22 protein-coding genes are annotated in these 19,620 nt (G+C 57.6%); 10 read left to right on the top strand and 12 right to left on the bottom strand.

Going from position 1 to position 19,620, the window contains the following annotated elements; all coding sequences use genetic code 11:
• Window positions 1-42: 42 nt before the first annotated feature.
• Together ACR0FB_RS06370 and ACR0FB_RS06365 are read right to left on the bottom strand one after the other, a co-directional pair.
• Window positions 43-744: a DUF1194 domain-containing protein gene (locus ACR0FB_RS06370; protein WP_209832655.1), complete on the bottom strand. Its 702-nt coding sequence runs from the start codon at window positions 742-744 to the stop codon at window positions 43-45.
• The gene (locus ACR0FB_RS06365; RefSeq protein WP_171631261.1) at window positions 741-1,169 is read right to left on the bottom strand and encodes a VOC family protein; all 429 of its coding nucleotides are present in this window, start codon (window positions 1,167-1,169) and stop codon (window positions 741-743) included. The genes ACR0FB_RS06370 and ACR0FB_RS06365 overlap by 4 nt, the downstream gene beginning before the upstream one ends.
• A 175-nt stretch (window positions 1,170-1,344) precedes the next feature.
• Here ACR0FB_RS06365 and thyX point away from each other — a divergent pair, with 175 nt between their 5' ends.
• Complete coding sequence (thyX, locus tag ACR0FB_RS06360; protein WP_152458489.1) at window positions 1,345-2,253, top strand: FAD-dependent thymidylate synthase; 909 nt, start codon at window positions 1,345-1,347, stop codon at window positions 2,251-2,253.
• Window positions 2,254-2,630: 377 nt separating this feature from the next.
• On the opposite strand, the gene ACR0FB_RS06355 is transcribed toward thyX, so the two are convergent.
• Window positions 2,631-2,837, bottom strand: coding sequence for a cold-shock protein (locus ACR0FB_RS06355; RefSeq protein WP_152458488.1), 207 nt, complete (start codon window positions 2,835-2,837; stop codon window positions 2,631-2,633).
• 214 nt (window positions 2,838-3,051) lie between these two features.
• Here ACR0FB_RS06355 and ACR0FB_RS06350 point away from each other — a divergent pair, with 214 nt between their 5' ends.
• Both ACR0FB_RS06350 and ACR0FB_RS06345 read left to right on the top strand, forming a co-directional pair.
• On the top strand, window positions 3,052-3,369 hold the full coding sequence (locus ACR0FB_RS06350; protein ID WP_171631264.1) for an ArsC/Spx/MgsR family protein: 318 nt from the start codon (window positions 3,052-3,054) through the stop codon (window positions 3,367-3,369).
• A gap of 40 nt (window positions 3,370-3,409) precedes the next feature.
• Window positions 3,410-3,778 carry a hypothetical protein gene (locus ACR0FB_RS06345; RefSeq protein WP_171631266.1) on the top strand — a complete coding sequence of 123 codons (369 nt, stop codon included), beginning with the start codon at window positions 3,410-3,412 and terminating at the stop codon, window positions 3,776-3,778.
• Between the two features lies 1 nt (window position 3,779).
• Here the strand turns inward: ACR0FB_RS06345 and ACR0FB_RS06340 are convergent, their stop codons facing one another.
• The 5 genes from ACR0FB_RS06340 to thrS form a co-directional block, all read right to left on the bottom strand.
• Window positions 3,780-4,310: a DoxX family protein gene (locus tag ACR0FB_RS06340; RefSeq protein WP_480619781.1), complete on the bottom strand. Its 531-nt coding sequence runs from the start codon at window positions 4,308-4,310 to the stop codon at window positions 3,780-3,782.
• Window positions 4,307-5,068 (bottom strand): HvfC/BufC N-terminal domain-containing protein, encoded by a 762-nt coding sequence (locus tag ACR0FB_RS06335; protein ID WP_171722992.1) that lies wholly within the window; start codon window positions 5,066-5,068, stop codon window positions 4,307-4,309. Before ACR0FB_RS06335 ends, ACR0FB_RS06340 begins: the two co-directional genes overlap by 4 nt.
• On the bottom strand, window positions 5,065-5,922 hold the full coding sequence (bufB, locus tag ACR0FB_RS06330) for an MNIO family bufferin maturase (RefSeq protein ID WP_480619780.1): 858 nt from the start codon (window positions 5,920-5,922) through the stop codon (window positions 5,065-5,067). Before bufB ends, ACR0FB_RS06335 begins: the two co-directional genes overlap by 4 nt.
• A gap of 71 nt (window positions 5,923-5,993) precedes the next feature.
• The gene (locus ACR0FB_RS06325; RefSeq protein WP_171631275.1) at window positions 5,994-6,296 is read right to left on the bottom strand and encodes a BufA1 family periplasmic bufferin-type metallophore; all 303 of its coding nucleotides are present in this window, start codon (window positions 6,294-6,296) and stop codon (window positions 5,994-5,996) included.
• Window positions 6,297-6,517: 221 nt separating this feature from the next.
• Entirely contained in the window at window positions 6,518-8,476 is a 1,959-nt protein-coding gene (gene thrS, locus ACR0FB_RS06320; protein WP_171631277.1) for a threonine--tRNA ligase, read from the bottom strand.
• Window positions 8,477-8,686: 210 nt separating this feature from the next.
• On the opposite strand from thrS, the gene ACR0FB_RS06315 reads away from it, so the two are divergent.
• The 4 genes from ACR0FB_RS06315 (at window position 8,687) to ACR0FB_RS06300 (ending at window position 11,883) form a co-directional block, all read left to right on the top strand.
• On the top strand, window positions 8,687-9,436 hold the full coding sequence (locus ACR0FB_RS06315) for an alpha/beta fold hydrolase (protein WP_171722994.1): 750 nt from the start codon (window positions 8,687-8,689) through the stop codon (window positions 9,434-9,436).
• Complete coding sequence (locus tag ACR0FB_RS06310; protein WP_480619778.1) at window positions 9,436-10,428, top strand: alpha/beta hydrolase; 993 nt, start codon at window positions 9,436-9,438, stop codon at window positions 10,426-10,428. Before ACR0FB_RS06315 ends, ACR0FB_RS06310 begins: the two co-directional genes overlap by 1 nt.
• 44 nt (window positions 10,429-10,472) lie before the next feature.
• Window positions 10,473-11,087, top strand: a complete 615-nt coding sequence (locus ACR0FB_RS06305; RefSeq protein WP_480620011.1) for a hypothetical protein — start codon at window positions 10,473-10,475, stop codon at window positions 11,085-11,087.
• Between the two features lie 85 nt (window positions 11,088-11,172).
• Entirely contained in the window at window positions 11,173-11,883 is a 711-nt protein-coding gene (locus tag ACR0FB_RS06300; RefSeq protein WP_480619776.1) for an alpha/beta fold hydrolase, read from the top strand.
• Here the strand turns inward: ACR0FB_RS06300 and ACR0FB_RS06295 are convergent.
• The gene (locus ACR0FB_RS06295; RefSeq protein WP_480490528.1) at window positions 11,880-12,467 is read right to left on the bottom strand and encodes a DUF6151 family protein; all 588 of its coding nucleotides are present in this window, start codon (window positions 12,465-12,467) and stop codon (window positions 11,880-11,882) included. The genes ACR0FB_RS06300 and ACR0FB_RS06295 overlap by 4 nt on opposite strands.
• Before the next feature lie 5 nt (window positions 12,468-12,472).
• A complete protein-coding gene (gene phaZ / locus ACR0FB_RS06290; protein WP_171631288.1) occupies window positions 12,473-13,744 on the bottom strand; it encodes a polyhydroxyalkanoate depolymerase in 1,272 nt (423 codons plus the stop codon).
• Window positions 13,745-13,855: 111 nt separating this feature from the next.
• Between phaZ and ACR0FB_RS06285 the strand changes: the two genes are divergently transcribed.
• The 3 genes from ACR0FB_RS06285 (at window position 13,856) to phaR (ending at window position 16,922) form a co-directional block, all read left to right on the top strand.
• Window positions 13,856-15,658: a PHA/PHB synthase family protein gene (locus ACR0FB_RS06285; RefSeq protein WP_480619774.1), complete on the top strand. Its 1,803-nt coding sequence runs from the start codon at window positions 13,856-13,858 to the stop codon at window positions 15,656-15,658.
• Between the two features lie 130 nt (window positions 15,659-15,788).
• Window positions 15,789-16,235: a phasin family protein gene (locus tag ACR0FB_RS06280; protein WP_171228035.1), complete on the top strand. Its 447-nt coding sequence runs from the start codon at window positions 15,789-15,791 to the stop codon at window positions 16,233-16,235.
• A 135-nt stretch (window positions 16,236-16,370) separates the two neighbouring features.
• Window positions 16,371-16,922 carry a polyhydroxyalkanoate synthesis repressor PhaR gene (gene phaR / locus ACR0FB_RS06275; RefSeq protein WP_171631294.1) on the top strand — a complete coding sequence of 184 codons (552 nt, stop codon included), beginning with the start codon at window positions 16,371-16,373 and terminating at the stop codon, window positions 16,920-16,922.
• A 64-nt stretch (window positions 16,923-16,986) separates the two neighbouring features.
• Here the strand turns inward: phaR and ACR0FB_RS06270 are convergent, their stop codons facing one another.
• Both ACR0FB_RS06270 and ACR0FB_RS06265 read right to left on the bottom strand, forming a co-directional pair.
• A complete protein-coding gene (locus tag ACR0FB_RS06270; protein WP_171722999.1) occupies window positions 16,987-18,201 on the bottom strand; it encodes a DegT/DnrJ/EryC1/StrS family aminotransferase in 1,215 nt (404 codons plus the stop codon).
• A gap of 113 nt (window positions 18,202-18,314) precedes the next feature.
• A complete protein-coding gene (locus tag ACR0FB_RS06265) occupies window positions 18,315-19,619 on the bottom strand; it encodes an NAD(P)/FAD-dependent oxidoreductase (RefSeq protein WP_480619772.1) in 1,305 nt (434 codons plus the stop codon).
• Window position 19,620 lies beyond the last annotated feature (1 nt).

Here is a 19,620-nt window from a genome sequence, read left to right as displayed (position 1 = left end):
GTCCAGAGAGCAGGCCCGCAAAAGCAGCACTCAGGCGCGGATTTATTGCGGGTCTTCATCAAGCGCACCAATCTGCAAACCGCTCAATTCCCGTTTCAGCTTTTTCCGCATGGCCCGTTCGAAATCTTCGAACCCCTGAGCGACCTCCAAAAAGGCACCGGGACCATGCAGGACGTTGTTTTCAAAAAACGGGATCAGAAAAAGTTCGCCTTCAAAATCCGCCGCGTTGATTACGAGGCCATTGACCACCACATTCTGAAAAGCGAAGTGCCGATAGGCTATCCGTGGTCCGTAGCCATCATTGTTGGAACCATCTCCGGACAGGTCAATCGTTTGAAACAAGCAGTCAGGTGCCTGGTTCATCAAGGTTGACCCGTAAGCCAGGGCATAGCCCATGGCGGTCGCTGATCCGGTATCTGATCTCACAGAGGCACTTATCTGACCGGAGGCGAAAAGCAGGTCGGCAACATCTTCTATCAGCATCCAATTCAAAATGACGTGCTGGGTGGAACGACCGCTCCATTCGTAAACAGCCAAAGCAACCGGCATAGGAGAGGAGAAAAAAGCCTCCTGCACTTCGGGTGCGATCAGCGCAGCCGCCAAACCCTGCCGTTGCAGCACGTCCTCGGCCTCATCGACCGACACTGAAATGTCCATGGCCAATGCAAGGGCCAGACGACACGTCTCGGCCTTGATCGGGCTGGCCAGCACGGCCAACCCAAGCGTTATGACCCACCGGATCACCAGTGGCCAACGCTTTCCATGCTGGCCCAGGGTTCCTTCGGCTCCAGAGCATCGCCGTTTTGCAAAAGCTCGATCGAGATATTGTCGGGTGAGCGTACAAATGCCATGCGACCATCACGCGGAGGGCGATTGATCGTGACACCATTATCCTGAAGGTGCTGGCAAACCTCGTAGATGTTGTCGACGCCATATGCGAGGTGACCGAAATGGCGGCTGTCGCTGGGAAGGCCGTCATCACCGTCCCAGTTGTAGGTCAGCTCGATCGGCGCATCCTCCTGCCCCGGAGGGGCCATGAAAATCAGTGAAAACCGCCCGGCGTCGCTGTCATAGCGGCGTGTTTCCTTCAGTCCCAGAAGCTTGTAAAACGCCATGGATTTTTCCAGATCCTTCACGCGGACCATGGTGTGAAGATATGTCAGCGCCATTTTGGCCATCCTTTTCGACTCAGTTTGCATTGAGCTTAGCGCGCCGACCTATTGTGTCGAGACCGCCGGGTCTGGCGAATTGAAATTTGCGTGGGTTGCGGCATATATCGCGGTTTCGATGTTGCGGCTGGCGAGATATAGTAGGGGGCGACTCATTGCCAGAAAGGAAAACCTGATGCCGCTGTCCGCTGACCAACAGGCCGAGATCGAAGCGCAACGTGCGCAATCGCATCCCACTCGTCGCGTCGTTTCAGCGGGAATGGAAGATCACCTGTACACCGCGCATCAGGTTCTGGATCACGGCTTTGTCCGCGTGATTGATTACATGGGCGATGATGCGGCCATCTGTCAGGCCGCGCGTGTGTCCTACGGCAAAGGAACCAAATCGGTTCAGAATGACGAAGGTCTGATCCGGTACCTGATGCGGCACTGGCATTCGACCCCTTTCGAAATGTGCGAGGTCAAACTGCATGTAAAGCTGCCGGTCTTCGTGGCGCGGCAGTGGATTCGGCACCGTACGGCCAATGTGAATGAATACTCGGCGCGATATTCAATTCTGGATCGTGAATTCTATATTCCCGCACCCGAACATGTGGCCGCCCAATCAGAGGTGAACAATCAGGGCCGTGGTTCTGCTCTGGAAGGTGAAGAGGCCGCGCGTGTTCTGGACATCCTTAAGGCCGACAGCGCCCGGTGCTATGACAATTACGAGTCGATGATCAGCCAGGACGGGCAACAGGGGCTGGCACGAGAATTGGCCCGGATGAACCTGCCCGCAAACATCTATACGCAGTGGTATTGGAAGGTCGACCTGCACAACCTGTTCCATTTTCTGCGGCTGCGCGCTGACCCTCATGCTCAATATGAGATCCGCGTCTACGCTGATACGATGTGCAAGATCGTCGCCGACTGGGTGCCCTTTGCCTATAAAGCCTTCGAGGATTACCGTCTTGGGGCCGTCAACCTGTCGGCTCAGATGGTTGAAAGCCTGCGCCGCATGCTGGCGGGTGAGGACGTCACGCAGGAAAGCTCGGGCATGACGGCTCGGGAGTGGCGCGAGTTCGAAGAGATCATTCGCAAATAGAATTCGAATTACCGGGCGCCTATTTTTTTCGGATTGTCATGCCAAGCGATCCATCGCCTAAGCAGAGTGTGGGCTTTTGCGACGCATGCACGATGACCTGAAACCGGAACGAAGGGCGTCGCAACGTGCCAGCGTCGCCCCCAGCGTCGCCCCGAGCGCACAATGAAAGCCTGGGAAATCCGGTTTGCGGGCGGGGCTGGGATCTGGTTGCGGGAAACCGGGGTATCCGACACCACTGCAACGGATATACACCATTGACGCTGCGCAAATGAACAATCCGCGCGCGGGTAATGGAACAGGCCCGGTAGGGGGTGGTTGACGGCCGGAAATTGGCCGCCAACCTTAATGGATTCATCCCGCAATCAGCGGGGATGTCGTTACAACGGCTTCAATTCCGCAGCCATTTGTCGGCCGTCGCGCCCGTCCTGCAACTCGTACGAGACTTTCTGATTGTCTGCGAGTCCGGTGAGGCCGGACCGTTCTACGGCCGAGATATGTACAAACACATCTTTGCCCCCTTCATCAGGGGCAATAAAACCATAACCTTTAGTGGTATTGAACCATTTCACGGTGCCGGTTGGCATGTCCCGTGTCTCCTTCTACTTGCGCATTGTCCCACAAATTGGTGGGGGCTGTGGTCAGCGTCGCCACAAAAAAGACTGTTTGGCACTTTCTGAACAGTCCGTTTCGTGTGTTTCGCCTTTTTCAACATTGCACGGTGAAGTAAAAAATCAAGAATAACCGCCGGAAACTGGCAAGTTTGCCTAAAATGCAATCAAATGCAGGAGCAGTAAAAACATGCGCCTTTATGGATTGAAAACCTGTGACACCTGTCGCAAAGCATTGAAAACGTTACCAGATGCAGAGTTTGTGGATGTCCGCAGTGATGGCGTGCCGGATGCTGTGCTGTCGCAGGCTCTTGCTGGCTTCGGCGAGGCTTTGCTCAACACCAGGTCAACGACATGGCGCGGATTGGATGACAACCAGCGCGCGAAAGCACCTTTAGAACTTTTGAAACAGCATCCCACCCTGATGAAGCGCCCGTTGATCGAGAAAGACGGAGAGCTGTTTCTTGGCTGGACCGCGGAAACTCGCACGCAGCTTGGTATTTCTTAAGGAATGCTTATGTGCCTGCAAGCAACAGTGAGGACGTTCAATGCGTAATGCCGCCATGATCTTGGGCGTGATTGCCGGGCTGATCGGGATGATCGTCGGGTTTTTCGGGTATGCAAAGGTGGTCGTCATCGATCACGTCGGCGAGATAGACGGCGTTCTGAGGCAGGTAGACAACCCTGACCTGATTCAGGCTGTGTCGATCATCGCGCCTTTGTTGGCCATTGCCGGGGGCGCGATGGCGCCCGCGCGCGCTCTTGTTGCGGGGATCCTGCTGCTGATTTCGGCGGGGGCGATGTATTATGCATTTGGATTCGGTGTGTTCACCATGTTCCCGATCGCGTTTGCCGGGGTTGCCGGGGTGCTTGGGCTGGCAGCAGGTAAACCGGACCAGCCCAAAGCGCATTTCTAGGTCACTTCAGACGCAGGATCCGATCAAGTGAGATGGGGCCCGCACCGTTGATCACGATGACAAGGAACAAGAAGGTCCACATTGTTCTGTCGCCAAGGAGAACGTCTGCGTTATTCACGGTGCTTGTAAAGAAAGAACCAAGCTTGGCCCCGTGGCCGGTTATGTCCACTAGTGTCTGAACCCAAACGAAACCGATCATGCCCAAGGCAGCCAGGCGGGTGAACAGACCGACCAGCAGCAGCGCAGGCAGGACGAATTCTGCAACCGTGCCAAAGAAAATGACGACCCGTTGAAAGAGCGTCATTTGGGATACGTCGTAAAGGACGGCTTCGGCTGCTTTGGGGAAAATCTGACCGAAGGCACCGGCCGAAGGTGAAAAGATCGAGCCGTCGATCTTCAGCATCGCCGAGTTCCAGTAATAGACCAGAAGAACCGCGACAAAGACCAGTCGCGCCAGCGTGGGTGTAAGCCAGTTGGACGCCAGGTCCACTTTTCCCAGAACGTTGTTGTGAAGTGAGATCAGGGCAGTCATGTCTCCAGCCTTTCGATAGTCACAGAAGTTATTGCACCGCCCTGCAAAAGCAGTGCCAGAGTGGTTCCAAGGTCAAATTCCGGTTGCGCCGCAGCGGTTTTTTCAAATGCTTCGCCGATCGTGTCGCCGCCTTGCATATTAGCGATCCAATCGGCGCCGCCGGCTGGCAGCAACTGGGCAACCGGGTCGAATTCCGGGCGTGTGATCAAAACATCCTCAGCTCGCGCATCTGGTTTCGGCGCGTTGGTTTCGGTGTTGAAACGCCAGATCGCGTGAATGGGCCAGTCCGAGCGTACCACCCGCATGGCCGGGGCAAAACGCAGCCGGGCTCGCATGACCTGTTCGGGGTCTACGGCCAGCGCGTCTGCCGGGGCGGGTTGGCTGTCGGCGGCGTGGTACGACTTGCGCAAAGTAAGTTCCAGCCGCGCCACATCCGGCAGGTAACCAAGATGGGAAAGCTGCTGCATTTCGGCCAGAAATTCGGGAAAGGCTTCACCGTAGAACATCATCAGCGGTGATGATGGCGGGTGCTGGCGCAGAAATATCCCGGCCAGCCCGTCCATGTTCTGTGGCCCCAGCAACTTGGTGATGACTGGGAACGCCTGATGCATCGCTTCGGTCAAGGACACGGCGACATTGTTGCGATAGACGCTGAACCGACGACCGGCTGGCTGCGCCTGAGCGTCCAGCAAACCTTCGGGGACAGGGGCTGACGCATCCATCATGGCCGCGCGAAATTCGGATTGCGAAACGCTCATGCCGGGATCCGTTCCAGGGCGGTCTGCGCGCGAACGGCTTCTTCCCGCAAAATGGACCAGTCCGGTACGTCGGTATCCCACTCGATCAGGACGGGTTTCGGCCCCGTACGTTCCAGCACGTAATCCAACAGCGCCCAGACCGGATCGACGACTTCACGCCCGTGGCTGTCGATCAGCAGCGGGTGGCCGTGATCGTCTTCATCCTCGTCATGGCCTCCAAGGTGAATTTCCCCAATTTTTTCAAGTGGATAGGCATCGATGTAACCCTGAGGAGAGAAATCCAGATTGGTGGCAGAGACAAAGACGTTATTGACATCCAGCAACAAGCCACTTCCGGTGCGACGTGCAATTTCGCGCAGAAAGTCCGGCTCGGACCAGGTGCTTTCTTCAAAAGCCAAATAGCTTGAGGGGTTTTCCAACAGCATCTGCCGTCCGACGGTGTCCTGAACCTGATCGATATGATCGCAAACGCGCGCCAGTGTTGCGTCGGTATAGGGTAAGGGCAGCAGGTCGTTGTAGAAATGGGTATCATGCGTGGACCAGGCCAGGTGTTCGGAAAAGCTGGCGGGATTCAGCCAGCCCACCAGATGTTTCAGCCGGGCCAGGTGATCAGGGTCCAGCGCGCCTTCGCCGCCGATGGACAGGCCAACGCCATGGACCGAGATCGGGAATTGTTCGGAAAGGTGGCGCAGCTGCGCCAGAGGCCGCCCGCCGTCGCCCATGTAGTTCTCGGCATGGATTTCCAACCATGCGACGGGCTGTGCGTGTTCAAGTATCTGAGCGAAGTGTTGCGGCTTGTAACCAACGCCCGGCGCTGCGGGCAGACGGTTCGACCGGTGGGCATCATCCAGCATGGGTCAGTTCCTTGATCACGAAAGGGAAGGGGCGGGCGATGGTGCCCGCCCCTGAATTCGTCAGGCCGTTCTTATGCGGGCAGATCGCGATCCAGGGCTTCCAGCGAGCCTTTGCGCGGGCTGCCGTCTGCCTGCGCGGGCAGTTCGATATCCGCGCAGGTGCCTGCGTCAACCAGGGTCCATGCATTGCCCTGATAATCAACGGTCGAGGTGCCCGCGCAGGTGGTGCCGGGGCCCGCGGCGCAGTCGTTCTGACCGGCCAGCGATACGCCATAGCATTTTTCCTTTGCCTGAGCGGATGCAGTGGTTGCGGCGCCCGATACGGCGGCTGCGACTGCGGTTGCGATAACCAGGGACTTGGCTGTGTTCGACATCTCGGTAATCCTCTTGATGACTGGGTATGTCTGCTTGTGACAATGACAAAGGTAGTAGCTTGGTAGACAGAGTTGAATTCACGAGCCCGTGTCTCACAAGCACGTCAAAGGGCGGCGTGCCCTCTTGCAGCGTAAAGCATTGTTTTTGATGAAGAAAGAGTGAATTGTTTCAATCTGGCCCCAATTCGGGGGCCAGATTCCCAGCAATATGCTGCCGATTGTTACAGCAAATCCGGTGGGGTGGCTGCCTGCGACAGCTCGTTTGTTACAACGTCAAGCGGTTGAACCTGCGTCTGTTTTTCACCCAGACGTCGGACGCTGACGGTGCGCTCTTCAACCTCGCGGTGGCCGACGGCCAGAATGACCGGCACCTTGCCGACCGAATGCTCGCGGACCTTGTAGTTGATCTTCTCGTTGCGGATATCCGCCTCGGCGCGGACACCCGCAGCTTTGAGCGTTTCAACCACTTCCAGAACATACTCATCCGCTTCGGAGGTGATCGAGGCCACGACGACCTGACGCGGGGCCAGCCAGAACGGCAGTTTGCCCGCGTGTTCTTCGATCAGGATACCGATGAACCGTTCGAAGGATCCCAGCGTCGCGCGGTGCAGCATGACGGGGCGGTGTTTGCCGCCGTCGGCGCCAATATAGGTGGCGTCCAGGCGTTCAGGCAGAACGAAGTCCACCTGGAAGGTGCCGCACTGCCAGTCGCGACCGATGGCATCTGTCAGGACGAACTCCAGCTTTGGACCGTAGAAGGCGCCTTCACCCGGGTTCAGTTCGGGTTCGATCCCGGCTGCTCGGGTTGCAGAGAGCAGGGCGGATTCTGCCTTGTCCCAGACCTCATCTGAACCAGCCCGCGTTTCAGGACGGTCCGAGAATTTCACCGCAAACTTTTCGAATCCCAGATCCTTGTAGATCACGCTGAGGAAACGGATGAACTCGGCGGTTTCGGCCTCGATCTGTTCCTCGGTCGAAAAGATGTGGGCGTCGTCTTGCGTAAAACCGCGCACGCGCATGATGCCGTGCAATGCGCCCGAGGGTTCGTACCGGTTGCACGACCCGAATTCGGCCATACGCAACGGCAGATCGCGATAGGATTTCAGGCCCTGTTTGAAGATTTCAACATGGCAGGGGCAGTTCATCGGCTTGAGCGCGTTAACGGCTTTCTCGCGGGCATGTTCTTCGTCCACTTCGACGATGAACATATTCTCCTGATACTTGTCCCAGTGGCCGGACCGTTCCCACAGCTTGCGGTCAACGACCTGCGGCGTGTTCACCTCGACATAACCGCCCTTGCGCTGCTGTCGGCGCATGTAGTCCTGCAGCAGGGTGTAGATGGTCCAGCCGTTGGGATGCCAGAAGATCTGACCGGGCGCTTCCTCCTGCATGTGGAACAGGTCCATCTCGCGGCCCAGCTTGCGGTGGTCGCGTTTGGCGGCTTCTTCCAGCATATGCAGGTAGGCTTTCAACTTTTCCTTGCCGGTAAAGGCCACGCCGTAGATGCGCTGCAACATCGCGCGATCGCTGTCGCCGCGCCAATAGGCACCCGCGATGGACATCAGCTTGAACGCATCCCCCGGAACCTGCCCGGTATGTTGCAGGTGCGGACCTCGGCAAAGATCCTGCCAATGGCCGTGCCAGTACATGCGCAGCGGCTCGTCGCCGGGAATAGCCTCGATCAGCTCGACCTTGTAGGGCTCGTTATTGGCCTTGTAGAACTCGATCGCGCGCTCGCGGTCCCAGACCTCGGTGGTGACGGGATCACGCTTGTTTATGATCTCTTTCATCTTTTTCTCGATGAGGCCGAGATCTTCGGGCGTGAACGGCTCTTCGCGGTCGAAGTCATAATACCAGCCGTTTTCGATGACGGGGCCGATGGTGACCTTGGTGGCGGGCCAGATCTCCTGAACCGCGCGCGCCATGATATGGGCCAGATCGTGGCGGATCAGCTCATTGGCCTGGGCCTCATCCTTCATAGTGTGGATGGCGATCTGTGCGTCGGATTCGATGGGCCATTGCAGGTCCCAGTGCTGGCCGTCAACGGTGGCCGAGATGGCCTTTTTGGCCAGCGAGGTTGAGATGTCGGCAGCCACCTGCGCGGGCGTGACGCCTGCGGCGAAGGTGCGTGCATTGCCATCGGGAAAGGTAAGAGAGACGGATTGAGAATCCAGGGCCATATCGGCTCTCCTCGTCGGTTTGGCGCCCACTGAACGCCCGGTTGCGGGTTATGTGTGTTCGGCCCATGTGGCAGGTGGATGGGCCTGTGTCAAGAGTGGGGCGAGGGGCCAGCCTCTCGCGCTCCCCGGAGTAATTGGAAAAAGATGAAGTGGGCGGAATTGCACTCGGGGGTGGGGCGTGCATGATGCTGGAAAAGGAAAGAGGGTTTCATGGCAGCGACGGATTTTCTGGAGACGCCGCAGGGGCGGCGACTGGCTTATCACAAGACCGAAGGGGCAGGACCGACCATCGTTTTTCTGGGCGGGCTCAAATCGGACATGGAAGGCACCAAGGCCGTGCATCTGGAAGCCTGGGCACAGGCGCGTGGGCAATCGTTCTTGCGGTTCGATTATTCCGGCCACGGGGAAAGCTCGGGCGCGTTCACCGAGGGCTGTATCGGTGACTGGCATCAGGACACATTGGCTGCGGTAAAGGCATTGACGGACGGACCTTTGATCGTGGTTGGCTCATCAATGGGAGGATGGCAGGCATTGCTGCTGGCCAAGGTCATGCCCGAGCGAATTGCGGGCATGGTCACAATCGCCGCCGCGCCGGATTTCACCGAGGACGGGTACTGGGCTTCGTTCAGCGACGAACAAAAAGCTGCGCTGGACTCTGTCGGCCATGTCGAGCTGCCGTCCGACTATATGGAACCCTATATCATCACCAAGCGCATGATCGAAGACGGACGCCAGAATTTGGTTCTGCGGGACGCTCTGGATCTGCCGTTCCCGGTTCGTTTCCTGCAAGGTACCACAGACACGGCGGTTTCGACCGAAACAGCCGTGCGGCTGCTGGAACATGCTGCGGGTCCTGACATGCGGCTGTTGTTGGTCAAGGGGGCTGATCATCGCTTCTCGGACGAGATGTGCCTGGGTTTGATCGAGACCGCGGTTCTTGATGTGTTGGGAGAAGCCTGATGCGGCGCTTTGGTTGGTTTCTGGGGCGCGCTCTTCTGGCGCTGGTTGTTCTTGGCGGCCTGGTCTACTGGTTCGGCCCGCGCGAGGAAGTGAACCTGCACCCGACCTTTGATCCTCGGAAATTTGGTGAAGGTGTTCAGGTTTTTTTTGAAAGCACCGAGTCTGCCTATGATGACATCATTCCGGGTGTCGAAAAGCGCGTGATCTGGCAGGACGGGTTCAAGGAACAGCGCACGCCGTATTCTGTTCTGTACATCCACGGTTTTTCAGCAAGTTCCGAGGAAATCCGCCCTGTTCCTGATCTGGTGGCTGACGCTTTGGGCGCCAATCTGGTCTACACGCGGTTGCAAGGTCACGGTCGGGATGGGCCGGCGATGGCCGAGGGTACGGCCTCGAACTGGATGCAGGACACCGCCGAAGGGCTGGCAGCGGCGCGTGCGGTCGGGGAAAAGGTGATCGTCATTTCCACCTCGACCGGAGGAACGCTGGCGGCGGCCGCTGCGTTGGATGCCGACCTCAGCCAGGATGTGGTCGGCATGGTTTTTGTCTCGCCGAACTTTGGTGTGAATACCGTCGCGGCGTGGGTGCCTTCGTTGCCTTGGGCCAGAAGTTGGTTGCCCGTTCTCATGGGGCAAGAACGCGATGTGTCAGGGCCGGACCCCGAGAAGAACAGGTACTGGACGTCGGTCTACCCGTGGGAAGCCGTCGTGCCGATGTCCGTGCTGGTGGATACGGTCTATGCGCTGGATTTCTCTGACGCCCTAATACCCGCCTTGTTCTGGTTTTCGGATGATGATCAGGTTGTGCGGCCGGACCGGACGCACAAGGTTGCCGAGGCCTGGGGCGCTCCGGCAACGGTCAGGCTGGTGACGATGGGGCCGGGTGACGATCCGTCTTCACATGTTATCGCGGGGCGGTTGATGTCGCCGGGTCAAACCGATGCCGCCGTTGCTGGTATTCTGGAGTGGCTGAAGGGCTTGGGGGTGGAATAAACCCTGATCGGAAAAAAGGATGCAAGATGCGTGAGCCGGGCAGTATGTGGAGCCTTGAGACCCTGGGTCGTGTCCGCTTGTCCCGGCACTTCTTCATGCGCGATTTTCTGTATTCGGAAATCGGCAACTTCCACCAAAAGCAGAATATTCCGGACAACCCGAATCTGGCGATCGAAACAGGCCGCGCCTTTTGCGAAACTCTTCTTGACCCTTTAGAGGAGACATTTGGCCGGGTCGCGGTCAGGTCGGGTTATCGTTCATCGTCCTTGAACCGGTTTGGCAATGAAAACAAGCTGAACTGCGCCCGAAACGATCACCCGCTGGAATGCCACATCTGGGATCGCGGGGAAGGGGATGCGCGGATCGCCGGGGCATCCATCGTCATCCCGTGGTTCGCGGATCAATATGCGCAGGGCAGGGACTGGCGGGATCTGGCGTGGTGGATGCACGATTATCTGGAGTATTCCGAAATCTGGTTCTTTCCCAAGCTCTGTGCGTTCAACCTTGTGTGGCGGCCCAGGCCGCAACGCCGGATCGACAGCTATATTGCTCCGCGTGGGTGTCTGTTGAGGCCCGGCGCTGAGCCCGGTGAAGACCTTGCGGCCCGGCAATCCCGTTACGCCGATTTCCCGGCGTTTCGGGCCATCGCCTACCCGTGAAGTTTTCCTTGCCCGGCTTTGGCAAAACTCTCATCCTGACAACAACTGGAAGGACTCGGAAAACCGAGCAGATGGAGACCCCCGCGTGATCGAGCCGCTGGTGTTGTTGCCTGGGTTGATGTGTGATGCCCGGCTGTTTCGACCTCAGATCGAGGTGTTGTCACGGTCACGGCCTGTCACTGTTGCACCTGTTTCCGGAGGCGAGCGCATTGAAGAGATCGCCTCGGGGCTGTTGGATCAGCTTCCGCATCGGTTTGCATTGGCGGGCCTGAGCATGGGCGGTGTTGTGGGGCTGGAACTGATCCGGCGGGCACCGGAACGGGTAACGCGCCTGTGCCTGATGTCGACGGACGCACTGGCGGATACACCTCAAATCGCGGCCAGTCGCGAGGACCTGATCATTGGGGCCCTGGGCGGGCGGCTGGAAGAGGTCATGCGCCAACTGGTTGGCACCGATACTTTGGCGCCGGGGCCCCGGCGAATCCCCATTCTGAATGATCTTTTGGCAATGGCGAATGATCTGGGCGCCGAGACATTCGTGCGTCAAATGCGTGCCTTGCAGCGCCGCCCAGACCAACAGGGTTCGTTGCGCCGCATCAAAGTCCCAACTTTGATCATGGGCGGTGCCCATGACACGCTTACCCCGGTCAAACGGCACTCTTTCATGTCTGACCTGATACCGGAGGCAGCGTTGGAGGTCGTCGAAAATGCCGGACATCTTCTGCCGCTTGAAGCGCCCGATGCCGTGAACAAAGCCTTGGAAACCTGGCTGAACATCCCGCAAAGGTTTGTCTAGGGGTAAAGCGCCGCCCGTTCGTCTTTCGAAATGACTTTCGGTACGACCGCGGGCTTGCCGGTCTCAGGGTCGAAAAACGGCGTATTCTTCCAGCGTCCTGACAGGCGCGATTGCAAGGTGCGGCGCAAAAGGCCAAACGCCGCAAACCTGACCTTTTCGTGTTTCTGTTTGCCATCGGGCCGAGGGACAAACCCACGGGTCGTGACCGGCCCCAATGCGGAAACATCACCGGCAATCCTGCCGACAATAAATCCTGCAAAAGGTAAACGTGCGGTCTGTGGCGTTGTCGCCAGCGGGGCGTTGCAGCAGCTGGCATACCATCGCAGCATACCATTTGGGCTGAGTTTCATGGCCGAAAGGAATTGGCTCCCGGCGGTGATTTCGATTTCATCCGGTGCCATCTGGAAAATGTCCACCGGGCCGGGCGCCGGGTCGGGCTGCCCGAAATACAGTTGCGCCGCACGGCAGTCATGACAAAAACACTCGACATGGGTTCCAAGCCGAACGCCCCGGTCCGAGATTTGACCCTTCAACTGGCCGCAACAGCAGGAAAAGGCGAGGCCACCATGTAATGGCCCGCCCATGTTCATCAGGCTACCTTGTTGGTGTTCGCAGCGCGGCGACGTTTCTTGCGGCTGTTTTCGTTCATGAAATCAATCACAAGCGGGCGAATGTTATCGCGCCAGCTGCGGCCCGCGAAAATGCCATAGTGGCCCGCGCCGGGTTCTACGTGGCTGGCCTTTTTGCTGTCTGGCAATCCGGTGCACAGGTCCAGTGCAGCAATACATTGTCCGGGCGCCGAGATATCGTCATTCGCACCTTCGACCGATTTCACGGCAACATCGGTGATTTTGCCGATATCCACCTTGTGGCCGGCGACAACAAATTCGTTGCGTGCGATCTCGCGGTTCTTGAACACGCGTTCGACCGTCGACAGATAGAACTCGGCCGTCATGTCCATCACCGCAAGATATTCGTCATAGAAACGGTTATGGGCATCCAGGTCCGAGGCTTCGTTGCGGATAACACGCTGAATCTGATCGGAAAACGCCTTGGAGTGGCGATCGGCGTTCATCGACATGAACGACGCCAGTTGCAGCAGGCCGGGATAGACCATACGCCCGACACCTTTGTACTTGAATCCGACCCGTTGAATCATGGTTTCTTCCAGCTGACCCATCGTAACACGTCGTCCAAAGTCGGTGACGTCGGTCGGAGTCGCGTCCGGGTCCACCGGCCCGCCAATCAGTGTCAGAGTGCTGGGTTGAGCCTTGGGTTCGACTTCGGCCAGATAGGCGGTGGCCGCCAGTGTCAGCGGGGCCGGCTGACAAACCGCCACGACATGCGTGTCCGGCCCCAGTTCCTTCATGAAATCTACAAGGTAGAGCGTGTAGTCTTCGACATCGAACTTGCCGGCAGACACAGGAATATCGCGCGCATTATGCCAATCGGTGATGTAAACTTCGCAATTGACCAGCAGGCTTTTGACAGTCGAACGCAGCAGCGTGGCGTAATGGCCGGACATGGGCGCAACCAGCAGGACCTTGCGCGGTTGTTCTTCCCGGCCGTTGACACGGAAATGAACCAGATCGCCGAAGGGGCGTTCCAGAACGGTCGTAATTTCGACCAGATGGTCTTTGCCGTCCTCGCAGGTGAAGGTTCGAATGCCCCAGTCAGGTTTGACGACCATTCGCTGGAAGGTCCGTTCGGTGACTTCACCCCATGCGGCCATCCAGCTGAACGCCGGGTTAGGTGTCATGGAAAACAGGGGGTAGGACGCCATCGCGCTTGCGGTTGCACCAAGCCATTGGTTGGTGTTACGCATGGACTCCATAAGGTCGTAGGTCATCATGTAGCGCATAAATGGGGCCTCCTGAGTGTCAGCCTGAGAGTTCGGACCATTCGCCGCTTTGCCCCCCAGCACCCACGACGTTATTCTGCATGGCAGCGAGGTTAGGGTGGAATTGTTAAAATGACAACAAGTGAAGACCAAATGCCGGACGTGTCCGAAGAACATATTGAACGCATTAAAGAAAATATGGAAAGGGTCGAGCAGCTCGCGAAGCGCCTGGTCGAGATCATGGCGTCAAAAAAGTCGCACACGCCCGCGCTGGACGGCCCGAATCAAGAGCTTTTTGCACGAGCAGCAACAGCCTATTGGGCCGAGGCATGGCAAAATCCCGCCAAGTTGTTGGAGCAACAGATAGAATTCTGGGGCAAGTCGGTTCTCAACTTTGCCGAAGCGCAGAAAGCGCTGACGACCGGAGAGGTGGAAACCGAGGACACCAAGCCCGGTGACAAGCGTTTTTCCAATCCCCTTTGGGAGACAAACCCTTATTTCCGACTGATCCGGCAGCAATACCTGACGAACGCGGAAGCGATTGCGCAGGCTGTCTCGTCAGTTGATGATCTGGATGCCAAAGACAAACGACGCTTACAGTATTTCTCGCAGCAGATCATCGACATGATGGCGCCCACGAATTTTCTGGCGACTAACCCGGATGCCCTGCAAAAAGCGGTCGAGACCGAAGGTCAGTCGCTGATAAAAGGGTTGGAGAACCTTGTTTCAGACCTCGAAGCCAATGATGGCGAGTTGGTCGTCAAGCTGGCGGATGAAAGCGCGTTCGAGGTTGGTGGAAACCTGGCGACAACGCCGGGCGAGGTCATATATCGCAACCGGATGATGGAGCTGATCCAATACAAGCCGGTGACTGAAACGGTTTATGAGACGCCCATCGTTCTGTTCCCGCCCTGGATCAACAAGTTCTATATTCTGGATCTGAAAGCCCAGAACAGCATGATCAAATGGATCACCGAACAGGGCTATACCCTGTTTGTCGTAAGCTGGGTGAACCCGGATGAAAGCTATGCCGAAACCGGCATGGAAGACTATATTCAGGACGGTTTCCTGACCGCAATCGAAACGGCCAAGAAGATCTGCAAGGTCAAACAGGTCAACGCTGTGGGTTATTGCATCGCGGGCACGACGCTGAGTCTGACCCTGTCCTTGCTGAAACAGCGTGGCGACAAATCGGTCAAATCCGCAACGCTGTTCACGGCACTGACGGATTTTTCTGATCAGGGTGAGTTTACGCCATTCCTGCAAAACGACTTCATCGACGGGATCGAAGAGGAAGTAAATAAGGAAGGCGTTCTGCGGTCGTGGATCATGGCGCGCACCATGTCGTTTCTGCGATCACGCGACCTGATTTATGGTCCGGCCATTCGCAGCTATATGATGGGGGAAGTGCCTCCGGCCTTTGATCTGCTTTACTGGAACGGCGATGGTGCAAACCTGCCAGCAAAAATGGCCGTGGAATATCTGCGAGGCCTCTGCCAGCGCAACGAGTTCGCGACCGACGGTTTCGAGTTGATGGGGCACAAGTTGAAACTCGAAGACGTGGATGTGCCGCTGATGGCCATAACCTGCGAAACCGATCACATCGCGGCATGGAAAGACTGTTACCGCGGCGTGCAGAAAATGGGCTCGCGGTCCATAACCTTCGTGGTTTCAGAATCGGGTCATATTGCGGGTATCGTGAACCCGCCCAGCAAGAAGAAATATGGCCACTACACCAACCCGGATATGAAGTCGGATGCCAGCACCTGGCTGAAAGAAGCTGATTTTCACGAAGGATCCTGGTGGCCCATGTGGGACGTGTGGTTGAAGAAGCGGTCTGGCAAGCAGGTTCCGGCCCGTGAGCCGGGTGATTCGAAGCACCCGAGCCTTGCATCCGCACCCGGGACTTACGTTGTGGCGAAACCAAACGACTGATTTCATTTTGAAACTTAAAAATTCTGCGCCGCAGCAAGAAAAAACTTGCAATGCTGCGATGCAGCAATCATATTGTCCTCAAGCTGATGAAACCCGGGGTGGGCCCGGACCGGCTAAAAGGATTAGGACAATGGCAAAGACCCAAGACTTTACCGCGATCATGAAAGACATGATGGGTGCATTTCCGGTGGACACCACCGCGATGGAAGGCGCATTCAAATCGACCGCTTCGCTGAACGAGAAGCTGTCGGGCGTTGCTCTGGACGCTGCTGAGAAATCGGCCGAGATCTCGAACAAATGGACCAAGGACACCCTGGCCAAGCTGAGCGAGATGTCGAAAGCCAAGGCAGAGCCTGCTGACTACGCAAAAGCCGCAACCGACTTCGCAAGCGCGTCGGCTGAAGTTGCAGCCGAAAACCTGGCCGCTTTCGCTGAAATCGCGAAAAAAGTTCAGACCGAAACCGTCGAGCTGCTGATGGCTGCCGGCAAAGACGCCGCGGAAGAAGCAACCGCTGCCGTCAAAAAGGCGACCAACGAGGTCACCACCGCAGCCAAGAAAGCTGCAACTGCAAAGTAAGAAACGTCCGCGAAGCGCACCCAACCCTCCCATTAGGTGCAATCGCGTTGGGCAGGTCCATTGACCTGCCCTTTCTTTTTGTGCTGCACTCGCATAACCTGTGCTGCAACGCATCATCCTTGGGGAGGGAACCCGGTGTCGGACCAAGAAAAACCGCTGCTTATCAAGCGCTATGCCAGCCGTCGACTATACAATACCGAGACCAGCGATTACGTGACGCTCGAAGATATCGCGGGCTTCATCCGCGACGGGCGAGAAGTGCAGATCATTGATCTGAAAACCGGCGATGACCTGACTCGCCAGTATCTTCTGCAAATCATTGCCGAACATGAAAGCCGGGGTGAAAATGTGCTGCCGGTGAATGTACTGAATGATCTGGTGCGCAGTTACATGCTGCCGGGCGGGGGGGTGATGCCCCAGTTTCTGCAAAGCTCGTTCGAGATGCTGCGTGAAAGCCAAAACAAGATGATGGAAAACATGAGCGCGATGAATCCGATGTCTCAGATGCCGGGTTTTGACGCGTTGCAGGCGCAGCAACAGGCTTTCCTGAAAGCGATGACCAGCGGGCTGTCCAGCGGATGGTCCAGCCCGGAAAAGGAAGAGGACAAGTCCGAGCCGAAAGAGGATCTGGACGACATCAAGAAACAGCTGGCCGAGTTGCAGCAAAAACTGTCCAAGCTGAACTGATCCGTTCCGAACAAAGAATCAGGCCCGCATCGTGCGGGCCTTTCTTGTTCAAAGTGCCGCTGTCTTAAGTGCCATAAACCGGCATCGGACCGGTCACTTCGCCAACCGATGCCAGCAGGATGTCTGCAATCACGTCCAGCTCTTCGCGGGTCAGGCGGACTGGCAGGCGCACGTCACAGGCCTTCATCAGCATGTCGCGCGTCTTGGGCAGGTCGAAAGTTTCCGGAAGGAATTGCCAGTTCCAGAAAGCGCGGGCGTTGTCTTCGCTCAGACCAAAAACCTGAACCTTGACGCCGCGTGCTTCGGACGCTGCGGCAAAGGCGCGGATCTCATGTTCCTGCATTCCGACAAGATTGAACTGGATCGAATCCGGCGCACGCTGCTCGGGGGGCAGCGGGGCGGGGACCTCGATATGAGACGAGGTGTTCAGGCGACCGGCCACGTAATCGTGGTTTGCCAGGCCATCGCGGACACGGCGTGCCAGTTCCGGAAGTTGAGGGCGGATCACGGCGGCGCTGAGGTTGCTTAGGCGAAGGTTGTACAGCGGCAGCTTGTTCTGCCAGCGGGCAAAGGCCTCTTCCAGTTCGGGTGAGTTGTCGCCCTGCGGACCTTTGTGCTTCTTCCAATTGTGTTCATACGCGCCCGACATGATGACGGCACGCGCGACAAGATCTGCATCATTCGTGATCAGGATGCCACCTTCGCCGGCATTGATCATCTTGTAGGATTGGAACGAGAAACATCCGACCTTTCCGATCGTACCGATATTGCGGCCATGCCATGTGGTGCCCAGCGAATGCGCGGCATCCTCGATCACCGGAATGTTACGTGCGTCGCACAAGGCCATGATCGCATCCATGTCGGATGTATGCCCGCGCATGTGGCTGATGATGACTGCCTGAACGTTGTCCAGCTTGGCCTCGAAATCGGCCATGTCGATGCGATAGTTTTCACCCACTTCGCACAGAACCGGAATGCAGTCGGCGTGGACGACCGATGACGGCACGGCCGCGAAGGTGAAGCCGGGGATCAGAACACGCGCATCGCGGGGCAGGCCCAGTGCTTTGAGCGACAGAAACAGCGCGGCCGAGCAGGACGACACCGCCAAAGCGTATTTCGTGCCCAACAGTTCCGCGAACTCGGCTTCCAGCAGGGCCACCGGGGCATCCTGCGGTGCGGTATAGCGGAACAGGTCACCTGATTGCATCAGGGCCTCGATCGCGTCCTTGGCGGCGGCAGGGATGGGTTCGGCGTCGTGAACGTTGGGGGGCAGCGTCATATTTGGAATTCCCGAATTCTATCTTTGGGAAAGATAAAGATAATCAGGAGGCAATCCAAGCCCCCAATCGCCGGGCAGGCGAAAATTCACCAATCTGTCGCAATTTACGTGGATCAGATCCCAAGCCGGTCGCGCAGTGCGAACCATGTCATGGCCAGCACCAGAAGCGGGCTGCGCAGGGCAGGGCCGCCTGGAAAAGACAGCGCGGGCACCCGTGCCATCGTGTCAAACCCTTCGGCCTGACCCTGAATCGCCATCGCCATGAGTTGTCCGGCATGGGTCGCAGTGCCGACACCGTGACCGGAATATCCCGAAGCCGAAAGAATATTGGGTGCGACACGGGCCAGATACGGCATCCGCCGCATGGTGATGGCCAGCGTTCCGCCCCAGGCATAGTCGATCTTCACATCCCGCAAATGCGGGAAAATCTCGGTCATGGGTTTGCAAACCTTGGCGGCGACATCTGATGGAAAGCGATAGCCATAGCTTTCGCCGCCTCCGAACAAGAGGCGACCATCGGCGCTGAGGCGAAAATAGTTCACCACGAATTTCGTGTCCGCCACCGAAACATCCCGGGTCAAAACCTGGGCGGTGTCCTCTCCAAGGGGTTCGGTGGCCGCAATGAAATTGTTGATGGGCATGACCCTGGCGGCGACGGAACGATTGAGGTCGCCCAGATACCCGTTGCAGGCCAGAATGACGTGCTCGGCCCGAACGTTGCCGTGTGCAGTTCGGATCACAGCCGTCTGGCCCTCGTCAATCCCGGTCACTTCGGTGCTTTCATGGACGCGAACGCCCGCTTTGGCCGCGGCTTGCGCCAATCCCAACGCAAAGTTCAGAGGGTGCAGATGCGCCGCACCCATATCCAGATACCCCCCTTGATAGGCTGGTGACGGGCACAGCGAATGACCCGCGTTTTCGTCCAACAGCTCGATCTGGTCGTATCCGTACCGCTCGGAAAGATGGCCGGCGTGGTCATGCAGTTCTTTTTGCTCGGATTTGCTCAGGCCCAGAACGGCGACACCGGGTTTCAGGTCACAGGCGATCTGGTGTTTTGCAATCAGGGATTTGACCAGATCCTTGGCGTCTTCAGCCAGTTCCCAAAGCCTGGCGGCGTCGGCATCGCCTACAAGACGCTCGAGGTCTTCCTGGTCCACCCGCTGCGCGCTGCCCAACTGCCCGCCGTTTCGGCCCGACGCGCCAAAGCCGACGCGGTGCGCTTCAAGCAGCACGACGTCGAACCCGGCTTCGGCCAGATGAAGGGCCGCGGACAGCCCCGTATAGCCGCCACCGACAACGCATACATCCGCCCTGGTGTCTTCTGACAACGCGGGAAAGCGATCCATCGGATGCGCCGTCGCGGCATACCAGCTGTCAGGGTACTCGCCCTTGCGGTCATTGGAATAGAGCAGGTTCACG

The organism is Ruegeria sp. P10 (assembly GCF_056534925.1).
Note: the sequence above shows the minus strand (reverse complement) of the source record. Positions and strands in the feature narration are given on the sequence as shown.

Excerpts from the sequence above, each read along its gene's own strand:
- ACR0FB_RS06295 (WP_480490528.1), bottom strand. The coding sequence starts at position 12,467 with ATGGGCGGGCCATTACATGGTGGCCTCGCCTTTTCCTGCTGTTGCGGC.
- ACR0FB_RS06280 (WP_171228035.1), top strand. The coding sequence starts at position 15,789 with ATGGCAAAGACCCAAGACTTTACCGCGATCATGAAAGACATGATGGGT.
- ACR0FB_RS06345 (WP_171631266.1), top strand. The coding sequence starts at position 3,410 with ATGCGTAATGCCGCCATGATCTTGGGCGTGATTGCCGGGCTGATCGGG.
- ACR0FB_RS06335 (WP_171722992.1), bottom strand. The coding sequence starts at position 5,068 with ATGAGCGTTTCGCAATCCGAATTTCGCGCGGCCATGATGGATGCGTCA.
- thyX (WP_152458489.1), top strand. The coding sequence starts at position 1,345 with ATGCCGCTGTCCGCTGACCAACAGGCCGAGATCGAAGCGCAACGTGCG.
- ACR0FB_RS06305 (WP_480620011.1), top strand. The coding sequence starts at position 10,473 with ATGTGGAGCCTTGAGACCCTGGGTCGTGTCCGCTTGTCCCGGCACTTC.
- ACR0FB_RS06310 (WP_480619778.1), top strand. The coding sequence starts at position 9,436 with ATGCGGCGCTTTGGTTGGTTTCTGGGGCGCGCTCTTCTGGCGCTGGTT.
- ACR0FB_RS06285 (WP_480619774.1), top strand. The coding sequence starts at position 13,856 with ATGACAACAAGTGAAGACCAAATGCCGGACGTGTCCGAAGAACATATT.
- phaZ (WP_171631288.1), bottom strand. The coding sequence starts at position 13,744 with ATGCGCTACATGATGACCTACGACCTTATGGAGTCCATGCGTAACACC.
- ACR0FB_RS06325 (WP_171631275.1), bottom strand. The coding sequence starts at position 6,296 with ATGTCGAACACAGCCAAGTCCCTGGTTATCGCAACCGCAGTCGCAGCC.
- ACR0FB_RS06350 (WP_171631264.1), top strand. The coding sequence starts at position 3,052 with ATGCGCCTTTATGGATTGAAAACCTGTGACACCTGTCGCAAAGCATTG.
- bufB (WP_480619780.1), bottom strand. The coding sequence starts at position 5,922 with ATGCTGGATGATGCCCACCGGTCGAACCGTCTGCCCGCAGCGCCGGGC.
- ACR0FB_RS06365 (WP_171631261.1), bottom strand. The coding sequence starts at position 1,169 with ATGGCGCTGACATATCTTCACACCATGGTCCGCGTGAAGGATCTGGAA.
- ACR0FB_RS06315 (WP_171722994.1), top strand. The coding sequence starts at position 8,687 with ATGGCAGCGACGGATTTTCTGGAGACGCCGCAGGGGCGGCGACTGGCT.
- ACR0FB_RS06270 (WP_171722999.1), bottom strand. The coding sequence starts at position 18,201 with ATGACGCTGCCCCCCAACGTTCACGACGCCGAACCCATCCCTGCCGCC.
- thrS (WP_171631277.1), bottom strand. The coding sequence starts at position 8,476 with ATGGCCCTGGATTCTCAATCCGTCTCTCTTACCTTTCCCGATGGCAAT.
- ACR0FB_RS06340 (WP_480619781.1), bottom strand. The coding sequence starts at position 4,310 with ATGACTGCCCTGATCTCACTTCACAACAACGTTCTGGGAAAAGTGGAC.
- ACR0FB_RS06355 (WP_152458488.1), bottom strand. The coding sequence starts at position 2,837 with ATGCCAACCGGCACCGTGAAATGGTTCAATACCACTAAAGGTTATGGT.